Origin of the sequence: Labilithrix sp. (assembly GCA_019637155.1) — a bacterium.
Lineage (GTDB): Bacteria > Myxococcota_A > Polyangia > Polyangiales > Polyangiaceae > Labilithrix.
Genome location: JAHBWE010000026.1, coordinates 75,465 through 95,156, shown reverse-complemented (window position 1 = coordinate 95,156; position 19,692 = coordinate 75,465). Strand labels below are relative to the sequence as shown.

At 64.0% G+C, this 19,692-nt stretch carries 16 protein-coding genes; 6 read left to right on the top strand and 10 right to left on the bottom strand.

Going from position 1 to position 19,692, the window contains the following annotated elements; translation table 11 throughout:
• The first annotated feature begins 674 nt into the window (after positions 1–674).
• Genes KF837_40150 through chrA form a run of 4 tightly spaced genes read left to right on the top strand, consistent with a single transcriptional unit; the run spans position 675 to position 3,296 of the window.
• Complete coding sequence (locus KF837_40150; protein MBX3233605.1) at positions 675–980, top strand: helix-turn-helix transcriptional regulator; 306 nt, start codon at positions 675–677, stop codon at positions 978–980.
• A 9-nt stretch (positions 981–989) separates the two neighbouring features.
• Entirely contained in the window at positions 990–1,700 is a 711-nt protein-coding gene (locus KF837_40145; protein ID MBX3233604.1) for a hemerythrin domain-containing protein, read from the top strand.
• A complete protein-coding gene (locus tag KF837_40140) occupies positions 1,697–2,149 on the top strand; it encodes a DoxX family protein (GenBank protein ID MBX3233603.1) in 453 nt (150 codons plus the stop codon). Before KF837_40145 ends, KF837_40140 begins: the two co-directional genes overlap by 4 nt.
• The gene (gene chrA / locus KF837_40135) at positions 2,109–3,296 is read left to right on the top strand and encodes a chromate efflux transporter (GenBank protein MBX3233602.1); all 1,188 of its coding nucleotides are present in this window, start codon (positions 2,109–2,111) and stop codon (positions 3,294–3,296) included. The genes KF837_40140 and chrA overlap by 41 nt, the downstream gene beginning before the upstream one ends.
• A 6-nt stretch (positions 3,297–3,302) precedes the next feature.
• Here the strand turns inward: chrA and KF837_40130 are convergent, their stop codons facing one another.
• Both KF837_40130 and KF837_40125 read right to left on the bottom strand, forming a co-directional pair.
• Complete coding sequence (locus KF837_40130) at positions 3,303–3,659, bottom strand: response regulator transcription factor (protein MBX3233601.1); 357 nt, start codon at positions 3,657–3,659, stop codon at positions 3,303–3,305.
• An 81-nt stretch (positions 3,660–3,740) separates the two neighbouring features.
• Positions 3,741–3,932 carry a DUF1259 domain-containing protein gene (locus KF837_40125; GenBank protein MBX3233600.1) on the bottom strand — a complete coding sequence of 64 codons (192 nt, stop codon included), beginning with the start codon at positions 3,930–3,932 and terminating at the stop codon, positions 3,741–3,743.
• A 1,616-nt stretch (positions 3,933–5,548) separates the two neighbouring features.
• Between KF837_40125 and KF837_40120 the strand changes: the two genes are divergently transcribed.
• Complete coding sequence (locus KF837_40120) at positions 5,549–9,643, top strand: hypothetical protein (protein MBX3233599.1); 4,095 nt, start codon at positions 5,549–5,551, stop codon at positions 9,641–9,643.
• Between the two features lie 104 nt (positions 9,644–9,747).
• Here the strand turns inward: KF837_40120 and KF837_40115 are convergent, their stop codons facing one another.
• The 8 genes from KF837_40115 to KF837_40080 all read right to left on the bottom strand — a co-directional run bounded on the left by KF837_40115 (position 9,748) and on the right by KF837_40080 (position 18,067).
• Positions 9,748–10,623 carry a hypothetical protein gene (locus tag KF837_40115; GenBank protein ID MBX3233598.1) on the bottom strand — a complete coding sequence of 292 codons (876 nt, stop codon included), beginning with the start codon at positions 10,621–10,623 and terminating at the stop codon, positions 9,748–9,750.
• Between the two features lie 4 nt (positions 10,624–10,627).
• Complete coding sequence (locus KF837_40110; protein ID MBX3233597.1) at positions 10,628–11,533, bottom strand: hypothetical protein; 906 nt, start codon at positions 11,531–11,533, stop codon at positions 10,628–10,630.
• A gap of 52 nt (positions 11,534–11,585) precedes the next feature.
• A complete protein-coding gene (locus KF837_40105; protein ID MBX3233596.1) occupies positions 11,586–12,914 on the bottom strand; it encodes a hypothetical protein in 1,329 nt (442 codons plus the stop codon).
• A 25-nt stretch (positions 12,915–12,939) separates the two neighbouring features.
• Positions 12,940–13,911 (bottom strand): hypothetical protein, encoded by a 972-nt coding sequence (locus tag KF837_40100; GenBank protein ID MBX3233595.1) that lies wholly within the window; start codon positions 13,909–13,911, stop codon positions 12,940–12,942.
• Complete coding sequence (locus tag KF837_40095) at positions 13,889–14,800, bottom strand: DUF4238 domain-containing protein (GenBank protein ID MBX3233594.1); 912 nt, start codon at positions 14,798–14,800, stop codon at positions 13,889–13,891. The genes KF837_40100 and KF837_40095 overlap by 23 nt, the downstream gene beginning before the upstream one ends.
• Before the next feature lie 83 nt (positions 14,801–14,883).
• Positions 14,884–15,735: a hypothetical protein gene (locus KF837_40090; GenBank protein MBX3233593.1), complete on the bottom strand. Its 852-nt coding sequence runs from the start codon at positions 15,733–15,735 to the stop codon at positions 14,884–14,886.
• Positions 15,736–15,776: 41 nt separating this feature from the next.
• Positions 15,777–16,391 (bottom strand): hypothetical protein, encoded by a 615-nt coding sequence (locus tag KF837_40085; GenBank protein ID MBX3233592.1) that lies wholly within the window; start codon positions 16,389–16,391, stop codon positions 15,777–15,779.
• 251 nt (positions 16,392–16,642) lie between these two features.
• Positions 16,643–18,067, bottom strand: a complete 1,425-nt coding sequence (locus KF837_40080; GenBank protein MBX3233591.1) for a serine/threonine protein kinase — start codon at positions 18,065–18,067, stop codon at positions 16,643–16,645.
• Between the two features lie 311 nt (positions 18,068–18,378).
• Here KF837_40080 and KF837_40075 point away from each other — a divergent pair, with 311 nt between their 5' ends.
• Complete coding sequence (locus tag KF837_40075) at positions 18,379–18,711, top strand: helix-turn-helix transcriptional regulator (GenBank protein MBX3233590.1); 333 nt, start codon at positions 18,379–18,381, stop codon at positions 18,709–18,711.
• Positions 18,712–19,692 lie beyond the last annotated feature (981 nt).

The window sequence follows — 19,692 nt, the reverse complement described above, 5'->3', positions numbered from 1 at the left end:
TCTCCAGTTGGAAGTGAAGGCGGTGCGCATGCGACACCGCCTTCCTACCGATCAATTCTCGTCGGACCCCTCCTCCTCTTGTCGCAGTTGTTGCAAGAACAGCAGAAGTCGTCGCTTGTGCTCTGGCGAGAGTTCCAACGGCATGCGACAGCGGGGAACCCCATCAGCCGAAAGATCAAGCTCGATATAGACATCAAAAACAGTACTGCAAATGCGTTTCATAGTTCGCTCCTTGGTTTGAACCTCCTTTCTCCTCGGCACCGTGCGTCGTAGACCGTCGGCTCCACACGTCCGACAACCTTTCCTGATAAATTCGAGCGTCAAGGGGGCGGCAAATGAGAAAAAAGCGCGACGGCGAAAGCGCGTTCGGCTCGCTTGCCGCGCTCGTCGCAAGGTCTATCCCCTGTCCCCTCTATCCCCCTGTCCCACGAGCGCGAGTTCACGGGGTACAAAGGGATAGGGTTCAGCGGGCGGGCGTCTCGCGCTCGGCGGCGCGGTCGTCGTCATCCTCGACGTCTTCTCGCTCGACGGCGTAGCGAGCCGCGAGGTCTATCCCCGTATCCCCCGTGTCCCACCAGTTGGAGCCGAGCCATTCGGGACTGCCTGACGCAGCCTCTGGTCGTTGACCGGCAGCCCACACAGCAGTAGATGATCGTTATCGACAGTCGATAACGATGACCGATCGCGATCTCTACTCGGGGCTCATCCGCCTCCACATCCTGCACCATGCGGCACACGAGCCCATCTTCGGGCTCGGCATCGTGGAGGAGCTGGCGCGCCACGGGTACAAGCTGAGCCCCGGCACGCTCTACCCGATTCTTCACGGGCTGGAGACCAAGGGCTACCTGCGCTCCACGGAGAAGCGGATGGGGCGCACGGTGCGGCGCGTCTACCGCATCACCCCGCGCGGCAAGAAAGCGCTCGATGCCGCCAAGGAGAAGGTTCGCGAGCTATTCGGCGAGCTGTTCGAGGACGACTGAGGAGGGCACATGAACGACCGACTACACAACCGAAGAGATGCGCTTGCTTTCGGTGGAGCGATTGGCGTCGGGCTTGTCGCCGCAGCATGTGGAGGTCAAGGGCGCGGCGCCGAGAGCCCTCAGGCGCACGGCGGAGAGGAAGAGATCTCGCCTGCCGAAGACCTGATGCGCGAGCACGGAGTGCTGAACCGCGTGCTGCTCATCTACGAGGAGGGCATTCGTCGTTTCGAAGCCCCCGGCGAGAAGGTGCCCGTGGACCAGTTCGCCGCGACCGCCAACATCGTGAGGCGTTTCATCGAGGACTACCACGGCAAGCTCGAAGAGGACTTCCTCTTCCCGCGCTTCGAGAAGGCGGGCAAGCTCGTCGATCTCGTCGCCATCTTGCGCCGCCAACATGAGGCGGGACGGAAGCTGACCGACGAGGTTCTTCGACAAGTCGGCTCGCCCGTAAGCACCGAAGATGCGCGGCGACAGCTCGCAGGGAACCTTCGGAAGTTCATCCGAATGTACCGCCCCCATGAGGCGCGTGAGGACACGGTCCTCTTCCCCGCGCTTCGAACCGTCATTCCGCCGAAGGAGCTGGAGGAACTGGGCGAGCGCTTCGAGGAAAAGGAGCACGCTCTCTTCGGGAAGGAAGGCTTCGAGGGAATCGTCGCCCAGGTTGCCGTCATCGAAGCGCAGCTCGGCATCGGGGACCTTGCCTCCTTCACGCCGTCATGACCCCGTTGCGAGCATGGGCATTCGATGCTCGCGGACCAAGAGCGACGGCGCTCCTTCGCGGCATGGTCGGCATCATCTTCGTTTCCGAGGGCATCCAGAAGTTCCTCTTCACCGACGAACTGGGCGTTGGGCGCTTCACCAAGATCGGCATCCCGCTGCCATCCGTGATGGCTCCCTTCGTCGGATGCGTCGAAGTCCTCGGTGGCGCTCTTCTCGTCCTCGGGCTCGCGGCACGACTCGTTACCATTCCCCTGCTCTTCAGCATGCTGGTGGCGATCACGACCACGAAGCTGGCGACATTCGTCAAGAATGGCTTCTGGAAGACGATGCACGAGGCGCGCACCGACCTTCTCATGATCTCGGGGTTGCTCTTCGTGCTGCTCGTCGGCGCGGGGTCGTTGTCGATGGATGGGTGGCTCGATAAGTCGCGCCGGAGCAGCGATGGCTGACGGTACGACGGAGGAGCGGGGACGATTGGGCGAACTCGCTGCCCTCTTTCTTCGACTCGGCGTCACGGCATTCGGTGGTCCCGCTGCCCACATCGCGATGATGCAGGACGAAGTCGTAGAGCGCCGCAAGTGGCTCACGTCGGAGGAGTTCCTCGACCTGCTGGGCGCGACGAACCTGATTCCGGGACCAAACTCGACGGAGATGGCGATCCACATCGGGCACCGCCGCGCGGGCTGGGTGGGGCTCATCGTTGCCGGCGTCTGCTTCATCTTTCCCGCCGCGCTCATCACTCTCGCCCTGGCATGGGTCTACGTTCGCTTCGGCTCCGTTCCGGAAGCTCGCGGCATTCTCTACGGCGTGAAGCCCGTCATCATCGCGGTCGTCCTCCAGGCGATCTGGGGTCTCGGGAAGTCGGCGTTGAAGACCAAGCCGCTCATGGCGCTCGGAGCAGTCACGCTTGCCGCGTCCTTCTTTGGCGTGAACGAGCTTGTTCTCCTGCTCGGGGCTGGCGCCCTGACCGTGTTCGGTCGCTTTTGGTCACGTCGCGGCGCTCCTCCAGGGGCGAGCGTCCTTCAGATCGCTCCCGTCGCCCTCGGGACGATGAGCAGCGGCGTCGGTGCGTTCTCGCCCCTGAAGCTGTTCCTCGTCTTCCTCAAGATTGGCGCCATCCTGTTCGGGAGCGGCTACGTCCTCCTCGCCTTCCTTCGTGCGGATCTCGTCGATCGTCTTCACTGGATGACCGAGAAGCAGCTCATCGACGCGGTCGCAGTGGGGCAACTGACGCCGGGTCCGGTTTTTTCGACCGCGACGTTCATCGGGTACGTCGTCGGAGGCGGCACGGGTGCAGTTCTCGCGACGCTCGGCATCTTTCTGCCGTCGTTCTTCTTCGTGGCGGTGAGCGGAGCGCTTATTCCGCGACTTCAGCGGTCGGCGGGAGCGCGAGCGTTCCTTGATGGGGTCAACGTCGCGTCGCTCGCGCTGATGACCGCCGTGACGTGGGACCTTGGGCGAGCGGCACTCGTAGATGCGGCGACCGTCGCCCTCGCCGTAGCGAGCGCCATCCTCCTTCTTCGATTCAAGATCAATTCGGCATGGCTCGTAGTCGGAGGAGCAGCGCTCGGCTTCGTCCTCAAGGCTCTTCTCTGATGAGCCTCACAGGAGGAATCGACGCGCCTGCTTCACGAGCTGCAACGGCGGACAGGGTCGCAGAATGAGGAAGTCGATGCCCGCTGCGCGAGCGCCCTCCCTTTCCGCCGTATCGGTGGGGTCGATGATCGCAAGGATCTTCGGCGTCGTAGCTCCACACTGCGAACGGATCGCTGACGCTGCCTCGATGGTCTCGGCGACGGGAAGGTCGAGCAGCACCAAATCCACCCCGCTCTTCGCGAGGGCTTCGAGAGCTTCGTCCTCTTCGGCTGCCCCGACGACCGAGAAGCCAGCCGAACGAAGAACGCCGACGGTGCTCTCACGGCTCTCGTCAAAGCCATCCAGCACGAGGACGCGGGGCATTCCATCGACGTATCAGTCCGCGCGGTGAGACGACGACAGTTGCTCGTTCCGAAACTCGATGAACCCGTGGAGTGATCCGTCTCACCCCTTGTCCCATGCGGTCAGCTCAAGCGCTTTCTTCACGGCGCCGGCAAGAGCGACCGCCTTGCCCCGCCCCCAGTAGTGAAGGAACAGGATGCGCGGCGACTCGCCCGTCATGTGGTGATGAATCGCGACGACGTTGATCCCGCTGGAGCGCAGCGACTTGAGGACGGGCTGAAGCTCGCTCTCGATGACCGCGAACCCGGTTCATTCGCTCGCACGTATCGACGGAGGGCGGCACAGAGCGACTCAAATGAACGCCGTGGACTGGAGCAACCGGCGTAGCAGCCCAGGCCCTCAGCCTCTCTGTTTTCTGGCGCGCCGCTTCGCGCAGGAGATCTATCTGCTGCACGAGGTCCTCGATTTGCTTCAAGAACGGAAGCTCCTCGTCCCAGGGAGGTTGCTCGGCCGCGTGCATTCGGAGCATTGCGATCACGTCACTCGCAGCGCACTCCTTGCAACGCTTACGCTCATGAGGTGCTTTCGATGCCTCCATCATGTGCCCAAAGGCGAAGCGCGACGCGAGCTGTTCGGGCGAATCAGGTTGTCGTGCAGCAGCGCCAAGAGCCTCGTCCGGGTAGAGATTCGAGCGGAAGACGAACGCTGCCTGCCCGTCCGCGCCTGGCGTGGGTGAGCTCGCGAGGGTAGGCAACTTATCGTCGTCAACGTTCTCGAGGAACCACAGCCCGATGCGCGCAAGTGTTTCCGCCGGGTGCAACCGATCCTCTCTGTCCTTGCTCGGGACGCCGCGCTGTCGTCGCATTCGGGCCATGCCTAAAGATGCCACGAGACGCGCCGCCGATCGCCGCAAGCGACGACCGTGGAAAGAAGCGCCACGGAAACCTTCCAGTTCCTATATCGACGAAGCGCCGGCGAAAGGTCGTCGACGCGCCCGCCCCATGAGACCCGCTCGCGGCGTCGGCACACGCGAAGTGCGTACGCCACGGGCGCGAGGACTTGGGGGCAGACCGCACCGCGTCACGGCACGGTCTGGTATGCCGCTGAAGTATGCCGGTGACGTTCGCGCGTGCGGAAGTTCCGCGATTTCCGCGAGCGCGTGCCCGATCCAATCGGACCGCGACGTGCGTGACGTCCTCATCGAATTAGGTGACGCAGGCGCTTCCGCTCGCGACGACGTCCTAACTCCGCCGGGAATTCGTCGAGCGCGCGGTTTTCATTCGTATCCACAAGCATGGCGTACGCGTGTCGCTCATGTGCCGGTGACGAGGCGATCCCTACCGGCCCGGCCGCGGAGCGTGCAGAGCCGTCGTCGCGCTGCTGATGCCGGCACCGTCGCCGGAGGTCGCAAGAAGACTGGCCCCGGCGTCGCGGCGACGTGACTCAACCCCGCGCGTCGCGCGCGGTGTCAGCGGGCGCCTAGAAACGCGGCAATCTGAGCGCGCCGCCGCCGCGTAGTTGGCCGCCATGCCGCCGATCCCGAGTACCCCTCGATCGAGTACTTGCCCGCGCCGACCGTCTTGCCGACGCGCGCGTGGCTCGGCGCAAGAAGCTCGGCGTCGACAGGGTTCCGTTACAGCGCGTTATGCTTCGGTTGGCGTTATCCAACCGCCGATCCGAGCGAGTGCAGACACCGGGAGGGTCCACTGGTAGCCGATGACGTTAGCCTGGAGACGCGACGGCATCGAGAGTACCCAGCCGGCACCGGACCTGGCGGAGCACGCGCCTGTGCGCCGGGCGTCCGCCATTTCGGACCCTGACCGAACAAGCGCTCGCCCGTGCTCACGGGGCTTCCACATGGCACCATGTGGCACCGCGATTTGGGCTCACCCCATCGCGCTCGACGCCCGATGAGCACACCAACTTCTTATGTCGCGATCACGCGTCATCTTCGTGAGGTCAGCGACTCGCCGAATAGCGGCCTGACGCGTCGGATGCTCGGCGGGCTTCCCGGCCGAAGCATCATGACCTGGCAGAGCCTGCTGCTCCCCGACGCAAAGGCGAGCGCTCCATCCGCTGTGATCGTTATCGCTCCGTCTGGCTCGGGGAAGTCGACCGAGCTCGAACGGCAGTGCGAGCGATTGTGCGCCGGTGGGTTCTTCGCATTCCGATGCGAGGCCGGAGCCGTCGCCACGGATGGGCTCCGCGAGTCGCTCGACCCCTCGTCTGCAAAGAGGCTCGATTCTTGGCGCTCCGGGACGAGCCCCGCGGTCCTCTTCCTCGACGCAGCGGACGAGATCTACCTCCGGCAGCGGAGGTTTCGCGACGTGACGCGTCGCTTGGCGAAGGAGCTCGATTTCGCGACACGCGAGATTCAGGTTGTCGTTACGGCGAGGACAGGACTCTGGTCGCCGAACGACAGGAACGACCTCGCGGATCTCCTTCGGTCGCGCATTCCGGAGCCGCGCGTCGACGTCGTCACCCTCGAGCCCGTCGACACCACCGCGGTAGCAGCTCTCGCGCGCGCGGGCGGGGTGAGAAGTGCGGAAGAGTTCCTCCGGCGCTTCGACGAGGAGGAACTATACGACCTGATCGATCTACGCCCCTGCGATGTCCAGCTCTTCGTCGACTACTGGAACAAGCATGGAACGTTTGGAACGTGGACCCAGATCCTCGACGACTTTCTGGATACGGCATTCGCGGAGCGAAATGCCGTTCATCAACCTCACCAAGCGCTCTCGCTCGAGCAGGGGAGCGCTGCACTTCGCAGGATCGCCGCGGCGTCAGTCCTGACGAAGAAGCCACACATCACCTTGCCGACGAGCCCCTCGGTACCCGGGGCGCTGGATGGTCGCAAGCTCTTTGCCGACTGGCAGGGCCGCCTGCTCGGCGAGCTTTTTGGGAACGGACTCTTCGTCCACAAGGGCGAGGCGGCCGTTCAACTCCCGCAAGGTGCGCTGACACACTTCCTCACGGCGGATTGGTTCGGCGAGCGCTTTCGTCTTGGCTGGAACCTGGATGACCTCCGCGACGCGCTCTTCGTCAGGGTCTTCGAAGAGCACCGATGGCGCGTTCCCGCCTCCAGGCTCCCCATTGTCGGCTGGGTTGCATCGGAGGTTCCGGAGATTCGGAAGCTTGTCCTCGATGCGGAGCCGCACGCGCTCCTCTACGAAGGCGACCCGCGCAAGCTCGATTCCACCGAAATCCTGGGCGCGATTCGAAAAGTCATCGAGCTCGCGGCGGCGGACGAGGGTGCAACTTGGCCGACGACGGGGACGATCCGTCAGCTCGCGCGGCCGGAGCTCTCCGACGCGATCCTAGCGCTCCTCCGAGAATATCGTGGCGTCGCTGTCGTCGAGCAGCAGCTTCTTCGATATGTCGAGATTGGCCGTTATCGAAATTGCGTCTCCGTGGCTCTCGAGATTTGCCGTGATCGCACTGCCGACGAATCGTCACGCGCAGCAGCGATTTCTGCAGTCGCATCGGTCGGTAACGCAGCGGAAAAAGCTTCGCTCCTCGAGCTCGCCTCCGATCCGAGCGCGGAGGTGCGCGCCGAGCTCGTTTCAGCGCTCGTGCCGGATCTCTTGAAAGGCGACCCCCTCATCCAATTCCTCCTTCGGGTCGACGATCACCGGCTGCGCTTCTACGTCGGTCGCGCAGTCGATGGCGTTGCTCTGGCCGATGTCGACGCGACGCTCACCGCGCTGCTTCCGTCGCTCCAGAGTTCGGACATCACGACCGAAACGGAAAGCCACTTCGAGCTGGCAGCCATCCTTCTCGGTTCCCGCTTGCGGCGCGACAATCACGTACCGGCGTGGCTCGCCGATATCGCGATCGCACTCGAGAAGCATTGGGCCCACCACTTCGTCTCGGATACCGATCGCTCCCCCATCTCCGATGCAGTTGCAGCTAACGCGGGCGCGCGCCGTGCCATCTGGGCGGCACGCATTCGGAGCGGGAATGGATCCGCATTCGAGCTATCAATGGCCCGACCGCACCTCGCACGCCTGCACGCCGAGGATCTGGCCTGGATGTTCGAACAATACGAAGCCGCCGGCACCGAGGCTCTCAGAGGCGAGCTCCGGTGGGCAATGGACGCATTCTTTCATTTCGCAGGCCAGTCCGAACGTGAGGAAGCGTTAGCGCGTGTCGATGTCCCGCCTCCGCTCAAAGCGCGCTTCCGAGAAATCGAGACAACTGCGAATGAGGCGAAGGTTGCCGCGCAGGCGCAAGAGCACGCCCGAAGCGCGGCAGAGTATGAAACGCGGAATAAGAACATCGAGAACCTGACTCCGAGACGCGCCGTATTGGAATCGGGCACCGACATCAATCTGCTCGTCCAAGGGTGGCAACACCTCGTTCGACCGGACTCGTCAAGAGCACGCATCGATCTCGGTCAACTACGAAAGTTCGTCGGCGACGACTTTACGGAGTCGTTCGCCCGAGGATTCAAAGCGTGTTGGCGCCTCCAGCAAGTGCCCGTTCCTGAGCCCGGAACGATGGGCGCGCTCCACACCATACTCGCCGGTCTCACGGGATTAACTCTGGAGATTCGCGACGGGCGCGATCTCGTCATGCTCAACGCCGGCGAGGCCGAGCTGGCGGCGCGCTACGCGCTCTACGAATCGAACGCGTTCCCGTACTGGTTCGATGCGCTTCGGGCTGCACACCCGGTCTCCGTCCGGAACGTGCTCGAAGACGTACTTTCCAGGGAATGGCGCTCGACTCTCGATCACTCGGGTGTCATGCGTTTCGCGCCTTATGCGGCGCGGGACGTCGGTTTGCTCATGCGAACGATCATTCTTGGGCTGGCCGAGCAGGAGGGCCCCGGCCATGCCAAGACCGCTCGTATGGCCGCCAATGCATTACTCCTCTCGAACGACGACACGGAGCGCGTCGCCAGGACGGCACGAGACCTTCTCCAATCGGCGATGGCGGAGGAGACCGAAGCTCGGTTTGCTTGGCTGCGCGTCTGGGCCCACGTCGCGCCGGTCGACGCCGCGGATTGGCTAATGGATCTCCGAGACCGTTCGGCAGACGCCTTCAAGCTCCTCGTCGAAGGAACCGCCGATCAGCTCGAAAACGACTTCGATTCGCAAGCGCGGATCCCTCCAACCGCGTTGCTGAGCCCGAAGGCGCTCGAGCGGTGGGTAAAGCTGCTTCACCTCGCTGTTCCGCCTGACAACGATCTCAGCCGAAGCCGTGACTACAATCGAGGTCCCCGGAGTCACGCCGAGGATTTCCGCCGACGATGCTTGAGCGCGCTCGCGGGCGATCCGTCACTCGAGGCGTACCTCGCGCTGCGTCGTCTCCGCGCCGACGATGCGTTGAGCGACTTTGCGAAGTTGCTCGCGCGCGCCGCCGACGCCCAGATCGCGAACGCGACGGAGGTCGCCGCGACACCATGGACGGAAACCGACGTGGTCAGCGTGGAGCGTGGTGATGAAAGAAAGCCCTCGTCGCGCGAGGACCTCTTTCGGCTCGTCTCGAGGCATCTTCGTCGAGTCGGCCAGCTCGTGGAGAACGACGACTTCAGCTATCGCAGCCTGTTCACCTCCCGCACGTCCGAACCAGAGGTCCAGCGGTGGACGGCCTCGAGCCTCAAGCTGGTCGCGCGCGGGCTCTACTCCGTCATTCGCGAAAGCGTGGTCGACGATGACAAGGAGGTCGATATTTCGGCGGTGGCGGACGGCATTGGCCGGATCCCGATCGAGATCAAGCCGCTCGGCCCTTATTCGCTGAACGCGCTCACTGCATGCATCCGCGACCAGCTCTACGGGCGCTACATGCAGCCGCCCGACGTCACCCACGGAATTCTGCTCCTCGTGCGGCAGACGAGCAAGCGGTGGGAGGTCGGCGATCGAACCGTCGAGTTTCCGGAGCTCGTCGATGCGGTGCGCGCCTTCGCCGACGCGTTCGCCGCCGAGCGCGACAAAGTGATCGCGGTCATCACGATCGACCTATTAAAGATCGGCACCGACCGATCCGGCGCGCATGTGGAGTAATGATACGCCTAAGCAGAGCCCGAATATCGATTCCGAGCCGGCGAATGCGCCACCGCTGACACGAGCGGGCGCGGCGCGTCAGCGACGCATACTGCTGCTGAAGCTCACTCACCTCGGCGAAGAGCGAAGTCGGAAGCGATCGCGCGAAATGCCTCGGAGGCGAGAAGCTTCTCGGGATCAGCATTCCGAATGACGTCGGCGACTTTCCCGCTTTGCCGTGGCGACATGCCTGCGACGGCGGCGCCGACCTCACTCGCCTTCTCGTTGAGATAGTGAAGGATCGCTCCCGGAACGTGGGCCATCCCGCCGATGAGCCCCTTGTTCACGTGAAGCTTCGTGCCGCGCCACTTGCGAGGCTCGCTTTCGCGAACGAATCCGAAGATGATCACACGACAGAGTTTGGCGTACGTGAGGCAGCTCGTTGGCGATGTAGGAAGGTCGAGACCGATCGCGCGCGTGAGGTAGCGGCTCATGAATGGTGAGATCGGTCCGCTTGCCGAAAGTGGAGCGTCCACGCATAGAACATGCTGCTCGAACGGGCCTGGGTGCGGCTCTTCGTCGAGAAGGAAGCGCCGCCAACGCTCCTGCGCCCGGCCGGCAGCGGCCGCGTTTTCGGCTGTCAGATCGTAATCGGGTTGCTGCTTGCTAAAGAGCAGCGCGCGCCACGAAATCGAAACCGCAAACTTCAAAGCCCATGGCCCATAGGGAATGGGTTCTTGTTTCTCGGAGGTCTTGTGGACGTACGAGAAAACCTTTTCCGCGAATGGATTTTCCCATGCGGATAGCCGTTGCTCGCAGTCGTCGCAGAGCCAGGGAAATTTTGGCCCGTCTTGAATTCGCCGATCGGCGTTCGTGCCGTCACGCAGAAAGCCAACGCTCGAGTCCCGCATCCATTGGATAACGAAGTTGGGAATTACGTGACTTTTGCGAAGAGCTACGCCGTCACGGCGACAAAGTTTGCAGGTCCCGGCGATGGACATGGCGCTATTCCGCGGGCGCCTCCGGCAAACGAACGAACAAGCGCGTCTGCAGTTCTTCGACGCGAATCGGGCCCCCAACGACGTAGCGAAACCGGAGAACGTCGAGCCTCCGCCCGGTTCGCCGCGCAATCAGATCACGCAGCCCTTCGGCGTTGTCGCGCACGGCCTCATACACGTTCTGCGCGAGCTGCCGCTCGTAGCTAACCCTGCGCGCGGCGAGGGCCGACCCTCCGCAAGCCACCGTGCCGCCGCCAAGTGGCACGTACACGGTGCCGTCTTCGACCTGAGTGCAGAGCGTGAAGTGGCGACGCATCTTCTGCCGGTCGCTCGGCGAGTATCCGGCCGGCTCCAGACTTCCGGGAACGACGCCCGGCGCGCGGAATCGTTCAATCGCATCTGGCCAGTTTCGATGGAGGATGTTCATCAGCTCCGCGTCGCCGAAGCAGTCGTCGCCGTGCCGCTTCCAATCGATGAGATAGGCGTCGCGGGCAGTCATGAGCACGTACAGCAGCTCGGGACCGTAGGCATCCTCTCGCGGCCCGACGTGAAGATGGTGGATGCCCCAGTCATTCAGAAGCCGGTCGCTGTAGTTCGCCCTCATGATTCTGCGGCTAAGCCGGGGTCGGAGGTCGAGCCCGGCCTCGATCTCTGCGACGATCGTGGCGAGTCGGGCTTGCTGCTCATCCGTAAGAATGCGTTGCTCGAGCTCCCGCGACTTCCACGCTGTGCGCGCGCCGGCGGGAATGAGCCGCTGGAGCACGCTGAAGTAAGCGAAGCACGTCTCGCGTACCGGGTCGTCCGCGGGCGCGGGCGCGCTCACGCCCAGCTTCGCGAGCTCGGCGAGAAAGTGGATACGGAGGTCATTCTGGAAGTCAGCTTCAACAACAACGGACACGTCTTCCTCGCTCACGTGATCAAGAGGCTCACGATAGGCACGAGTTCTGACTCTGCAAGCGAGCGAGTTACAAAAGCACTAGGTCGTCGGACGGTGCAAACCGAGGCTGAACGATCGCTCGGCCCGAGCCGCCGAAGTGTTTGGGGATGACCGCATGCTCGTGGACGCCCGGCGCCGGGCTTTCGAGGGTCGCGCTCCAGTTCTTCCCGTCCACTTGAACCATTTCTCGATACACGTCCCCGCGCTGATACGCGTAGCGCCCGCGCAATGAAAGAACGCGGCCATCCGAGAACGCGAGCTGTTCGATGCTCGGCTCCCTGCCACCGGTTCCGACCGGGAGCGACAGGTGCGGAATCGCGTTCGGGTCACCGAAAATTAGAGGACGCGACTCGTCGCGCCGCTCGATGAAAAAACAATGATGAATGTGCGAGCGGTTGTCGGGCGAGCGTACGACGGCGGGTTGGTAGAGCAGGACGGCCGACACGGGTTTCGCCTGATAGTCCTCGAACCACTGCCTTACCCACGTCGCGCAATCCGCGATCGAGGCCGACGACGGAACGTGGACGTAAACCATGTTCGTGGACAGCGCCCCCTCTTGGACCCCGTGCCGGGCGAGATTTGCGCACGCGTCGAACAACTTGCTTCGCAAATTGTCCGCTTCATTCTGATGAAAAGGCGCGATGACCTGAACGGTGAGCGAGCCACATGAGGCGGCGAGAGGAGCATCATGGCGGTCCGGGAGCGGGACTGCGCGCACGTACCAGTCGTCCATCCGAAGCTCGTCACCGGTGGATACCTTGTTCGGATCCAGGGCCTTCCGCAGGTCGGCCCATTCAGCGGGGCCAGGATAGGACTCCGCGACCGCGATGAGAGCAAACCCGTCGGCGCCGCGCTGCTTGAGGCCCCCTGCAACGTCACGTCGAAGCGATTCGGCTCTTCGATTGAACTCGGCTTGGTGGTTGCTCGTTCCGTACCGCTTGAGCGAGAGAATGAGGCGCCCGCCAGATTTGAAAACGAGTGTGCCGTCGAAACCCGGTTGCGACGCTTTCGCCGGCACGACCGCGGCGTCGGTGACATCGAAATTGCCGAGCGCGAGAATCTCGAAGATGGCACCGCCGGCGTTATTGGTGTCCTTTCCCTTGGCGATGCGAACCTGACCGCGGAGCCACGCGGGATGACCGCTGAGACGCTCGAGCGCGTGCCCGAGCGAGACCAATTCACTCGTCGCGAGCATGTCTCGACGTTTCCACAGCATCTGCACGGTGTTGGTGCCGGTCGCGTCCAGCCATCCCGAACCGAAATGCTCGTGTACGCGATTCAGCCAGCGTTCGACGTCGTCGTCGGGCGCATCGGCGGCAAGCGGATTCTGGCGGCCATCAAGATGTTTCTTCGACATGGTGTCACGCGCGGCTTCGTTGGCGTCAAATGGCCGCGCTTCCCTTGATGAGGGTGCCGTTGAGGACGACCCGTTCGAATTTGTCCGCGAGGCGACGAAACGATGGATCGAGATCGAGGAGCTCACGCGCCCACCCAGCCGCGAGATCCGCGGCTTGAAGCTCATCGACCGCACGTGAGCTGACCTCCTTCACGAGCGGCTGATCCGAGACCGTAAAGGAGGGGATTGTGGCTTGGAGATTCGCCGCGATTTCGTCAGCGGCCGCATTAAGGACAGCAAGCGTACTCGGCTCTTCTTCGTCGAAGACGCGTTCGATCGAAAGTAGCTCGGTGAGCAACACCTTCGCGAGCGGAGAGCGAAAAACGTCGCGGGTCGAAGCGGCATCGCTCTCCTGCAGCGCGACATCGAAAATCGCGTGAGCGCGAGCCGCGAAGACGGTGGCCTTGCTCACGACGGACTTGAGCGAGCCGCCCGCCAACGTAACGACGATGCGTTCTGGAGTGAATTGGTCGAGGGTGGCGAGCGGCGTGTACTTCGACCACGGAATCGCGCGATCGAGCTCGTAAGGCAAGTGCGCGATTGGCGTCGCGAGGACGATGGCAGCCGCACTCTGACGAGCGAGCTCGTATCGAAACTCCGGATCCGTCTCCTTCGGCCCACCCTCGGCGAGCAGCCGGCGGACGGACCGGTCCGTCGGCGACGGGTCCATCACGATGAGCGTCGCCTGCGATATCCCTTTCTCGATTCGCGCCCACAGTTGGCCGCCGTCTGCCGCACGAAGCTTCGGGCGATTGTCTTTCAGCTGCTGCCATTTCAACTCGTCGGTGGCCAGCGTTCGACGAAGCTCGGCGATCCAAGCGAGCTCGGAATCGGAGCGGAACTGCGCCATCACGTACTTCGCGAGGCGCCCGCCTTCGGTACGCGTCGCGTCCGCGTACGTTCGCAGCCCCGTCCGTGCGTCGAACAAGGAGTAGTTAGATGGAAGGATCAGCGCCATGGCAACCGAACACGCGCTCGACCATCGTTCGGAGCTGGGCGTACTTCCCGTTCTCGATCGGCTTTGCGGAATAGAGATATTGCGGGTCGGAGTCGACGACGACCATGTTGTGGACCTCTGACGTGAGGACGGCCAAGACCTGCTGCCAATCAGGATCGGCGGCCCAGCTCCGGGGATAGGTCACGAACAGACGTCGCGCGCTGAGCGGCAGGGTCATCGCGTAAATGGTCTTGTCTTCGCTCGTCGGCGCCCAAGGATTCTCGAGCAACGGGCGATCCGAGGTGATGTAGTCCGCGTCGACCGCATCGAGGACGAGCCATTCCTGATTCAGCAGCGCATCGAGCCAGACCGAGTCATCGATCTGCTGAACCATATGGTTTCGCACGATCATCTTCGCCGCGGCACCGAAGTTGAAGTTGTCGAGCGCGCGCCGCGCCCGACGACTGTTGAATTGAGCGCGGTACGTCTCCATCCTCTCGGCAGCGATCTGGTTTGCCCGAGCGTCCCGCTGCGCGAGCACTCGCGGGTGGCGCTCCATCAATGAGCGAAGAAAGCGCGCCCACGCCAATCGGTCTGCGCCGTCCAGATCGACGACACCGCCCGGCGCGCCAAGCAGTTTCTCGTGGACGAGCGCCGCCGCATTATCGAGCGGCGACAGGAACGAGGTCTCGACGATACCGGGCGCCCACCGCTCCCACGGAGTCGTGGGAGGCGTACTGTAGAGGTGCTCCTCGTAGCCCGTCGATTTGGGACGCGCTTGGCTCTCGATCAGCTTCCCCGTCGGAACACGGCGCGTGAGACAGAGCTCGCCTTTCGAGTCCGTCCATTTGGACAGATAGAACTGCGGCGCATGATGGTGCCGCCAGGACGGCTTCTGAACGGATGTCACGGCACCATTTTCATGCGGACGGCGGTCTCGCCTGTCAAGGTCGGAGCGGGACTACAAGGTCAAGGCTCGGTCTTGCCGCGACGTCAGCGCGTCTCCAGCAGGAGGTTGTCGAAGAGCCAATTGCAATCGCCCTTCGCATTGGCGAGCCCCGCGACCGCCGTGAAACTCTGGCCCACTGCGGCCGGGGTCGACCACCCGCGGCTATCAACCTCGACACCCGACGCATTGAGCAACGAGACTCTCGCGGTCCGAGACGAAAGCTCCAGCTTGAGGTTCGACCAGCTCCCGTCCGGCGTGCCGAACGCGCCGCTGCTCCCGCAGCGATACGCGCCGCCCGCACAGTAGTACGCCACGTACGAGCCCGCGGTGTACGCAAGTCCGAGACTCGCGGAGCCCGACGACACCTGCGCGACGCCCCCGGTCTCGCTGCACGACTGCGGATTGACCTCGCTCATGGCGAACGTGAAGACTGCGCGTGCAGCGGAGGGCGCTGTGTAGCCGACGTAAGCGCTTCCCCCGCTGCTCGTCCGCGCTGACATGACTTTGCCGCCAGCACCCGCGATGACGGTCACCGTTCCACCGGTCGCGTACGCCGTCAGGCCTGACGGCGCATCCGTGTCATTGTCGAAGTCACGACAGAGCGCGTAGCCGCCGTCGTTCACGAATGGCGTGCACCACACGCCCGGTGTCCCTGCTGGCGTCGTCGTCCCGCCGTCCAACTCGAGAGGGGCGCCTCCTTCGAACACGCCTCCGCCATCGTCTCCTCCGTCGACACCCTCAGGCACCGGCACCTTCGGCTCGGCGCCGTCGCGCTCTTCCGCATCGGCGCCGCCATCGGGGAACGATGGGGCCTCACCGGCACCGAGCAGCTGCGCGCACGAGGCGGTGCACACGCTGGCCGTGCCGATCAGCAGGCAGACGAAGCCCGCAGGCACGTTTACCGCGCGCGCTAGCCGCTTCGATCGCACATCTCGCGTCACCACAGGAGCGTGCCCGTCGTCAGAGCTCCTTGCCACGGCTGAAGCGCGGCCCGTGCCGGACGGGGACGACTCGTGAGGAACAACCACGTGCTTGCGACGACCAGAAGGGCTCCTCCAACGAACGCGACCGTCGCGATGTTTCCGGCCGTCGCGATCCGGCCATCGCGGTCTTTGAGGTAGTCACCTCGAGAGGGGTCGGTACACGCCGGGTAGTCGCCGCGACAGGCGTCGTCGCGATCGCTCTTGGCGTTCAGCGCAATGACACCGCTCACAGCGCCCACGCCGATCGCGAGCACGCCGGCACCGCCGAGGACGTACGCAAGTGTTCGCTTCGAGCCGCCGGCGTTCTCTGTCGCCGTGTCACCGTCGTCGTGCGCGGAGCCGCGAGCCGTCGAACCCGTTGGCGTCTGCCGTCTCATGACGAGGTCTTCATGTATGCGATCGCCCGCGTGGAGTTCGAGTCGGCGAGTGACGGTCACGTAGCCATGCGCGCGGAGCTCGACGACATGCGCGCCAGGATCCACTGGCAGCTTTGGAAGCGGATCAACGAGCGATCCGTCGATTCGCACCTCGAGGCTCGGGACGGAGCGACCCTCCGGGTCGAAGACCATGAGCTCGACCTCCGGCGTGACCCGCTGCGCCTCGTCCCGCCGTCGTACGCAATCGGCGCGCAGCGGGCCAGGACATGCTGGAACGGCGCATGACGCGAAGCGCTCGACGGCAGCCCGAAGGTGACCATCGCGTTGAAGATCCTGGCCGCCCTCGTTTGCGGCGATGCACTCGTCTTTCGTTGGGTCAGCGAGCGCGAACGATGACGTCATTGCGCTGGCTGCGAAGCAGAGGACGCGAAGAACCTGCGGTCTCACAGACACTCCTTCTTCCAGATCGTCTTGCCCGAGGAGTCGACGTAGCTCGGCGACGAACAATTCGGATGCCCGGCGTCGACGGCAGCTTGTTGCGCACGGGGCTTGAGCGGTGTGCTTACGTGTGTCGGCCGCACGACCTTTGCGGAAGACGAACCGTTCGGCCGCACCAGAGAAGACGGCGGGGGCGGTGGCGCGGTATCGAGCTCGATCGCCGACGCACTCGCGGCTGAGGCGACACGAGCCCCATCGGCTACTGTCGACAAGGCCTCAACGTTTTCGTGATGTGCCGCTCGTTCACTCGAGCGCGCGTACAGCCGTGGAAGCACGACGATCAAGAACGCGCCCAGCGCGACTGCAGCGACGCCAAGTAGCCACCGGCCACTTGACGAGGCTCGCGCAGTGACCGCGGGGGTTGCGGGGTGCGGCGCGGTCGGCGCCATGCTCGACACCGGAGCGCCGCCGGTCGTTCGTCCAATGACGAGTTGCAGGCGCGCGAAAGCGGACGCCAGCGTCGCGATAGCTGGGCGCAGACGGATCGGTCTCGCGGTCCGCCGTCTTGTTGGCGCGGAGCTCGACACCGGGCGCGCCGTCGTCGTGCCGAGCGGCTTCGTCTGCGGAATCGTGTCGTCGGTGACGCCGACGTCGGGCGCGCGAGCCGTGGATGCTTCACTCCGCAAGATAGGAAGGACGCGGTCGCCGAAAAGCATCATGCTCGCCTCCTCGATAGCCGTCCGGAGATCGTCGGCGCTAGACCAGCGAGCTTCCTTGTCGAGCACGAGCGCACGGTCGACGAGCGAAACGACCGCGGCGGGTGCGTCTGGCGCCACCGCAGCGAGGGAGCGAGCCGGTCGCGTGGCCGCGAGGATGGCGACGTGTTGCGGCGTTTCACCTTCGTGGACGACGCGACCGGAGATCAAAGCGAACAAAGTTGCGCCGATGGCCCAAACGTCCGTCCGCTTGTCGACCTGACTCGTTTGCCCTGCCGCCTGCTCGGGAGCCATGAAGGCCGGCGTGCCGAGCACCATTCCTGTGTCGGTCAGCTGGGTGCTGGCGATGTCGCGCGCACGCGCGATCCCGAAGTCGAGCACCTTCAAGCGGCCTTCGTCGGTGACAAAAATGTTCGCGGGCTTCACGTCCCGGTGGACGACGCCGGCGCGATGCGCGACCTCCAAGACTTCGCAGAGCTCACGCCCGATTGCGAGCGCAGTCCGTACATCGAGGCGCTGACCGCGGCGCTCCCAGAGCTCTTCGACAGACTGCCCCGCGAGAAGCTCCATGACGAGGAACGCGGCGCCATCTTCCGCGACGTCGTCGTCGATGACCGCGACGACGCCTGGGTGATCAACAGCGTTCGCAGCGTGACTCTCACGGATGAATCGCTGCCGGATATCGGAGCGCATCGACAGCTCCGGGTGGAGCAACTTGACGGCGACGCGGCGGCCATTGCGGTGCGTCGCGGCGAGACCGCCGCCATGCCGCCGACGCCGAGCACGCGTTCGATGCGGTACTTGTTGGCGAGCAGCTGGCCGACTCTTAACCGGGCGCGAACGAGGAGCTCGTCTTCTACTGCCGACATATCCCTCCCTCGACTCGCGAGACGCGCTCCCGCGTCTTGTGCTTCGCACCAAGTCTACGACATGTGCTTCTGTCGCTTCAGCAAATTTGTGCCTCACGCCAAATCGACGGTATGCCTCGCGCGCCAAACAAGCTCCGAGATGTCATACGGCGCCGGGTGCGCGAGCTGCGGGGCGAACGCGGCTTCACGCAAGAGGAATTGTGCGAGCGAGCTGGCATTTCGGTCGATGCGATCAGCAGAATCGAAGGCGGGTCGCGCACTCCGACACTCGACACGATCGAGTCCGTTGCCGAAGCGCTCGGAGTATCGCCGCTCGCTTTCTTCGATCCTGACATGAAGACTGCGCCGTCGAAGAAGAGCTCGGCGTCGTTGCGCCGGATCGTTGCGCTGCTCGATGGTCAAGACGAGGAACTCCTTCGGGTCGCCGAGACGTGCGTCACTGCGGTCGTCCGCGCCTATCGGCTCGCGAGACGAGGCACGACGGCATGACCTCCTGCGTATTATCGAGAAAAGCTGTCAAGCGCCGCGCTTCACGTCTCGTCCCGCGAGCGTCAACCGAACGCCTCGTCGATCCATGAACACGTCACCGCCTCGCGCGCAATTCGTCGGTGGCGTGCGAGCTCGCAGCGCGTCGTCCGCGAGCGCCGAGTAAGCCAGCCGTACGTCCGCGCTCCGCGAGGCGTCCCGATGCGGGCGGCGCCGCCGCCACTGCCGAGCGCATCGAAAAGAATCCGTTCGACGAAGCCTGCGTCGACCATGACCGAAGCGTTGCTGACGTTCGACTCAATCGCGCGGCCGATGCGTAGCGACCGCGTGACTTCTTGCCCGTTCGTTCACATCGAGCTCGACGGATGATGTGGGAGGTGGCGAAGAGTTTCTACAAGACGGTCTTCGACTGGAAGCTCAATGACCTTCCCGGCATGGACTCGACCGCATCGATGTCGGAAAGACGTTGCGGCCGGATGGGTCCGAAGCAAATGCCAGATCAACCGTCGGCGTGGACCGCTTACGCCGAAGTGAGCGACGTCAGGCGCGCTACGTGCGCGCAACGGCCCACGGTCAGAGGAGAAGTATTCAAAGGCTAGGTCTCGCGAGTCGAGCGACTACGGGCGGCCGAGAACGCACAATGAACCGACGGTGCACGGCTCGATGCGGCTGACGTTCTCCAATTCCTTCGCGCATGGCTCGCTCTGCACCCCGCGAACACAATATTCGAGCATCCTGGAGCTGACAGGCCCGGAGCACCGGGACAGTTGAAGGTCCTTCGCCGTCGTGAGCCGGTGCTGATCGACGCAAGCTTGAAGCTCGCTGGAATCGTGGCGACACGTGCGGCGCAGCTCACAATGCGCCGCGGTCACTCGATCGATGGCGTCGAGCTTGTCGCGCGACCAGGTGGGCCCCGGGTCGGGCTGCTTCGGAAAGCCCGTGCAGGAAACGGCGCAGGCGACGACAGCCGCGCACCACGCACCC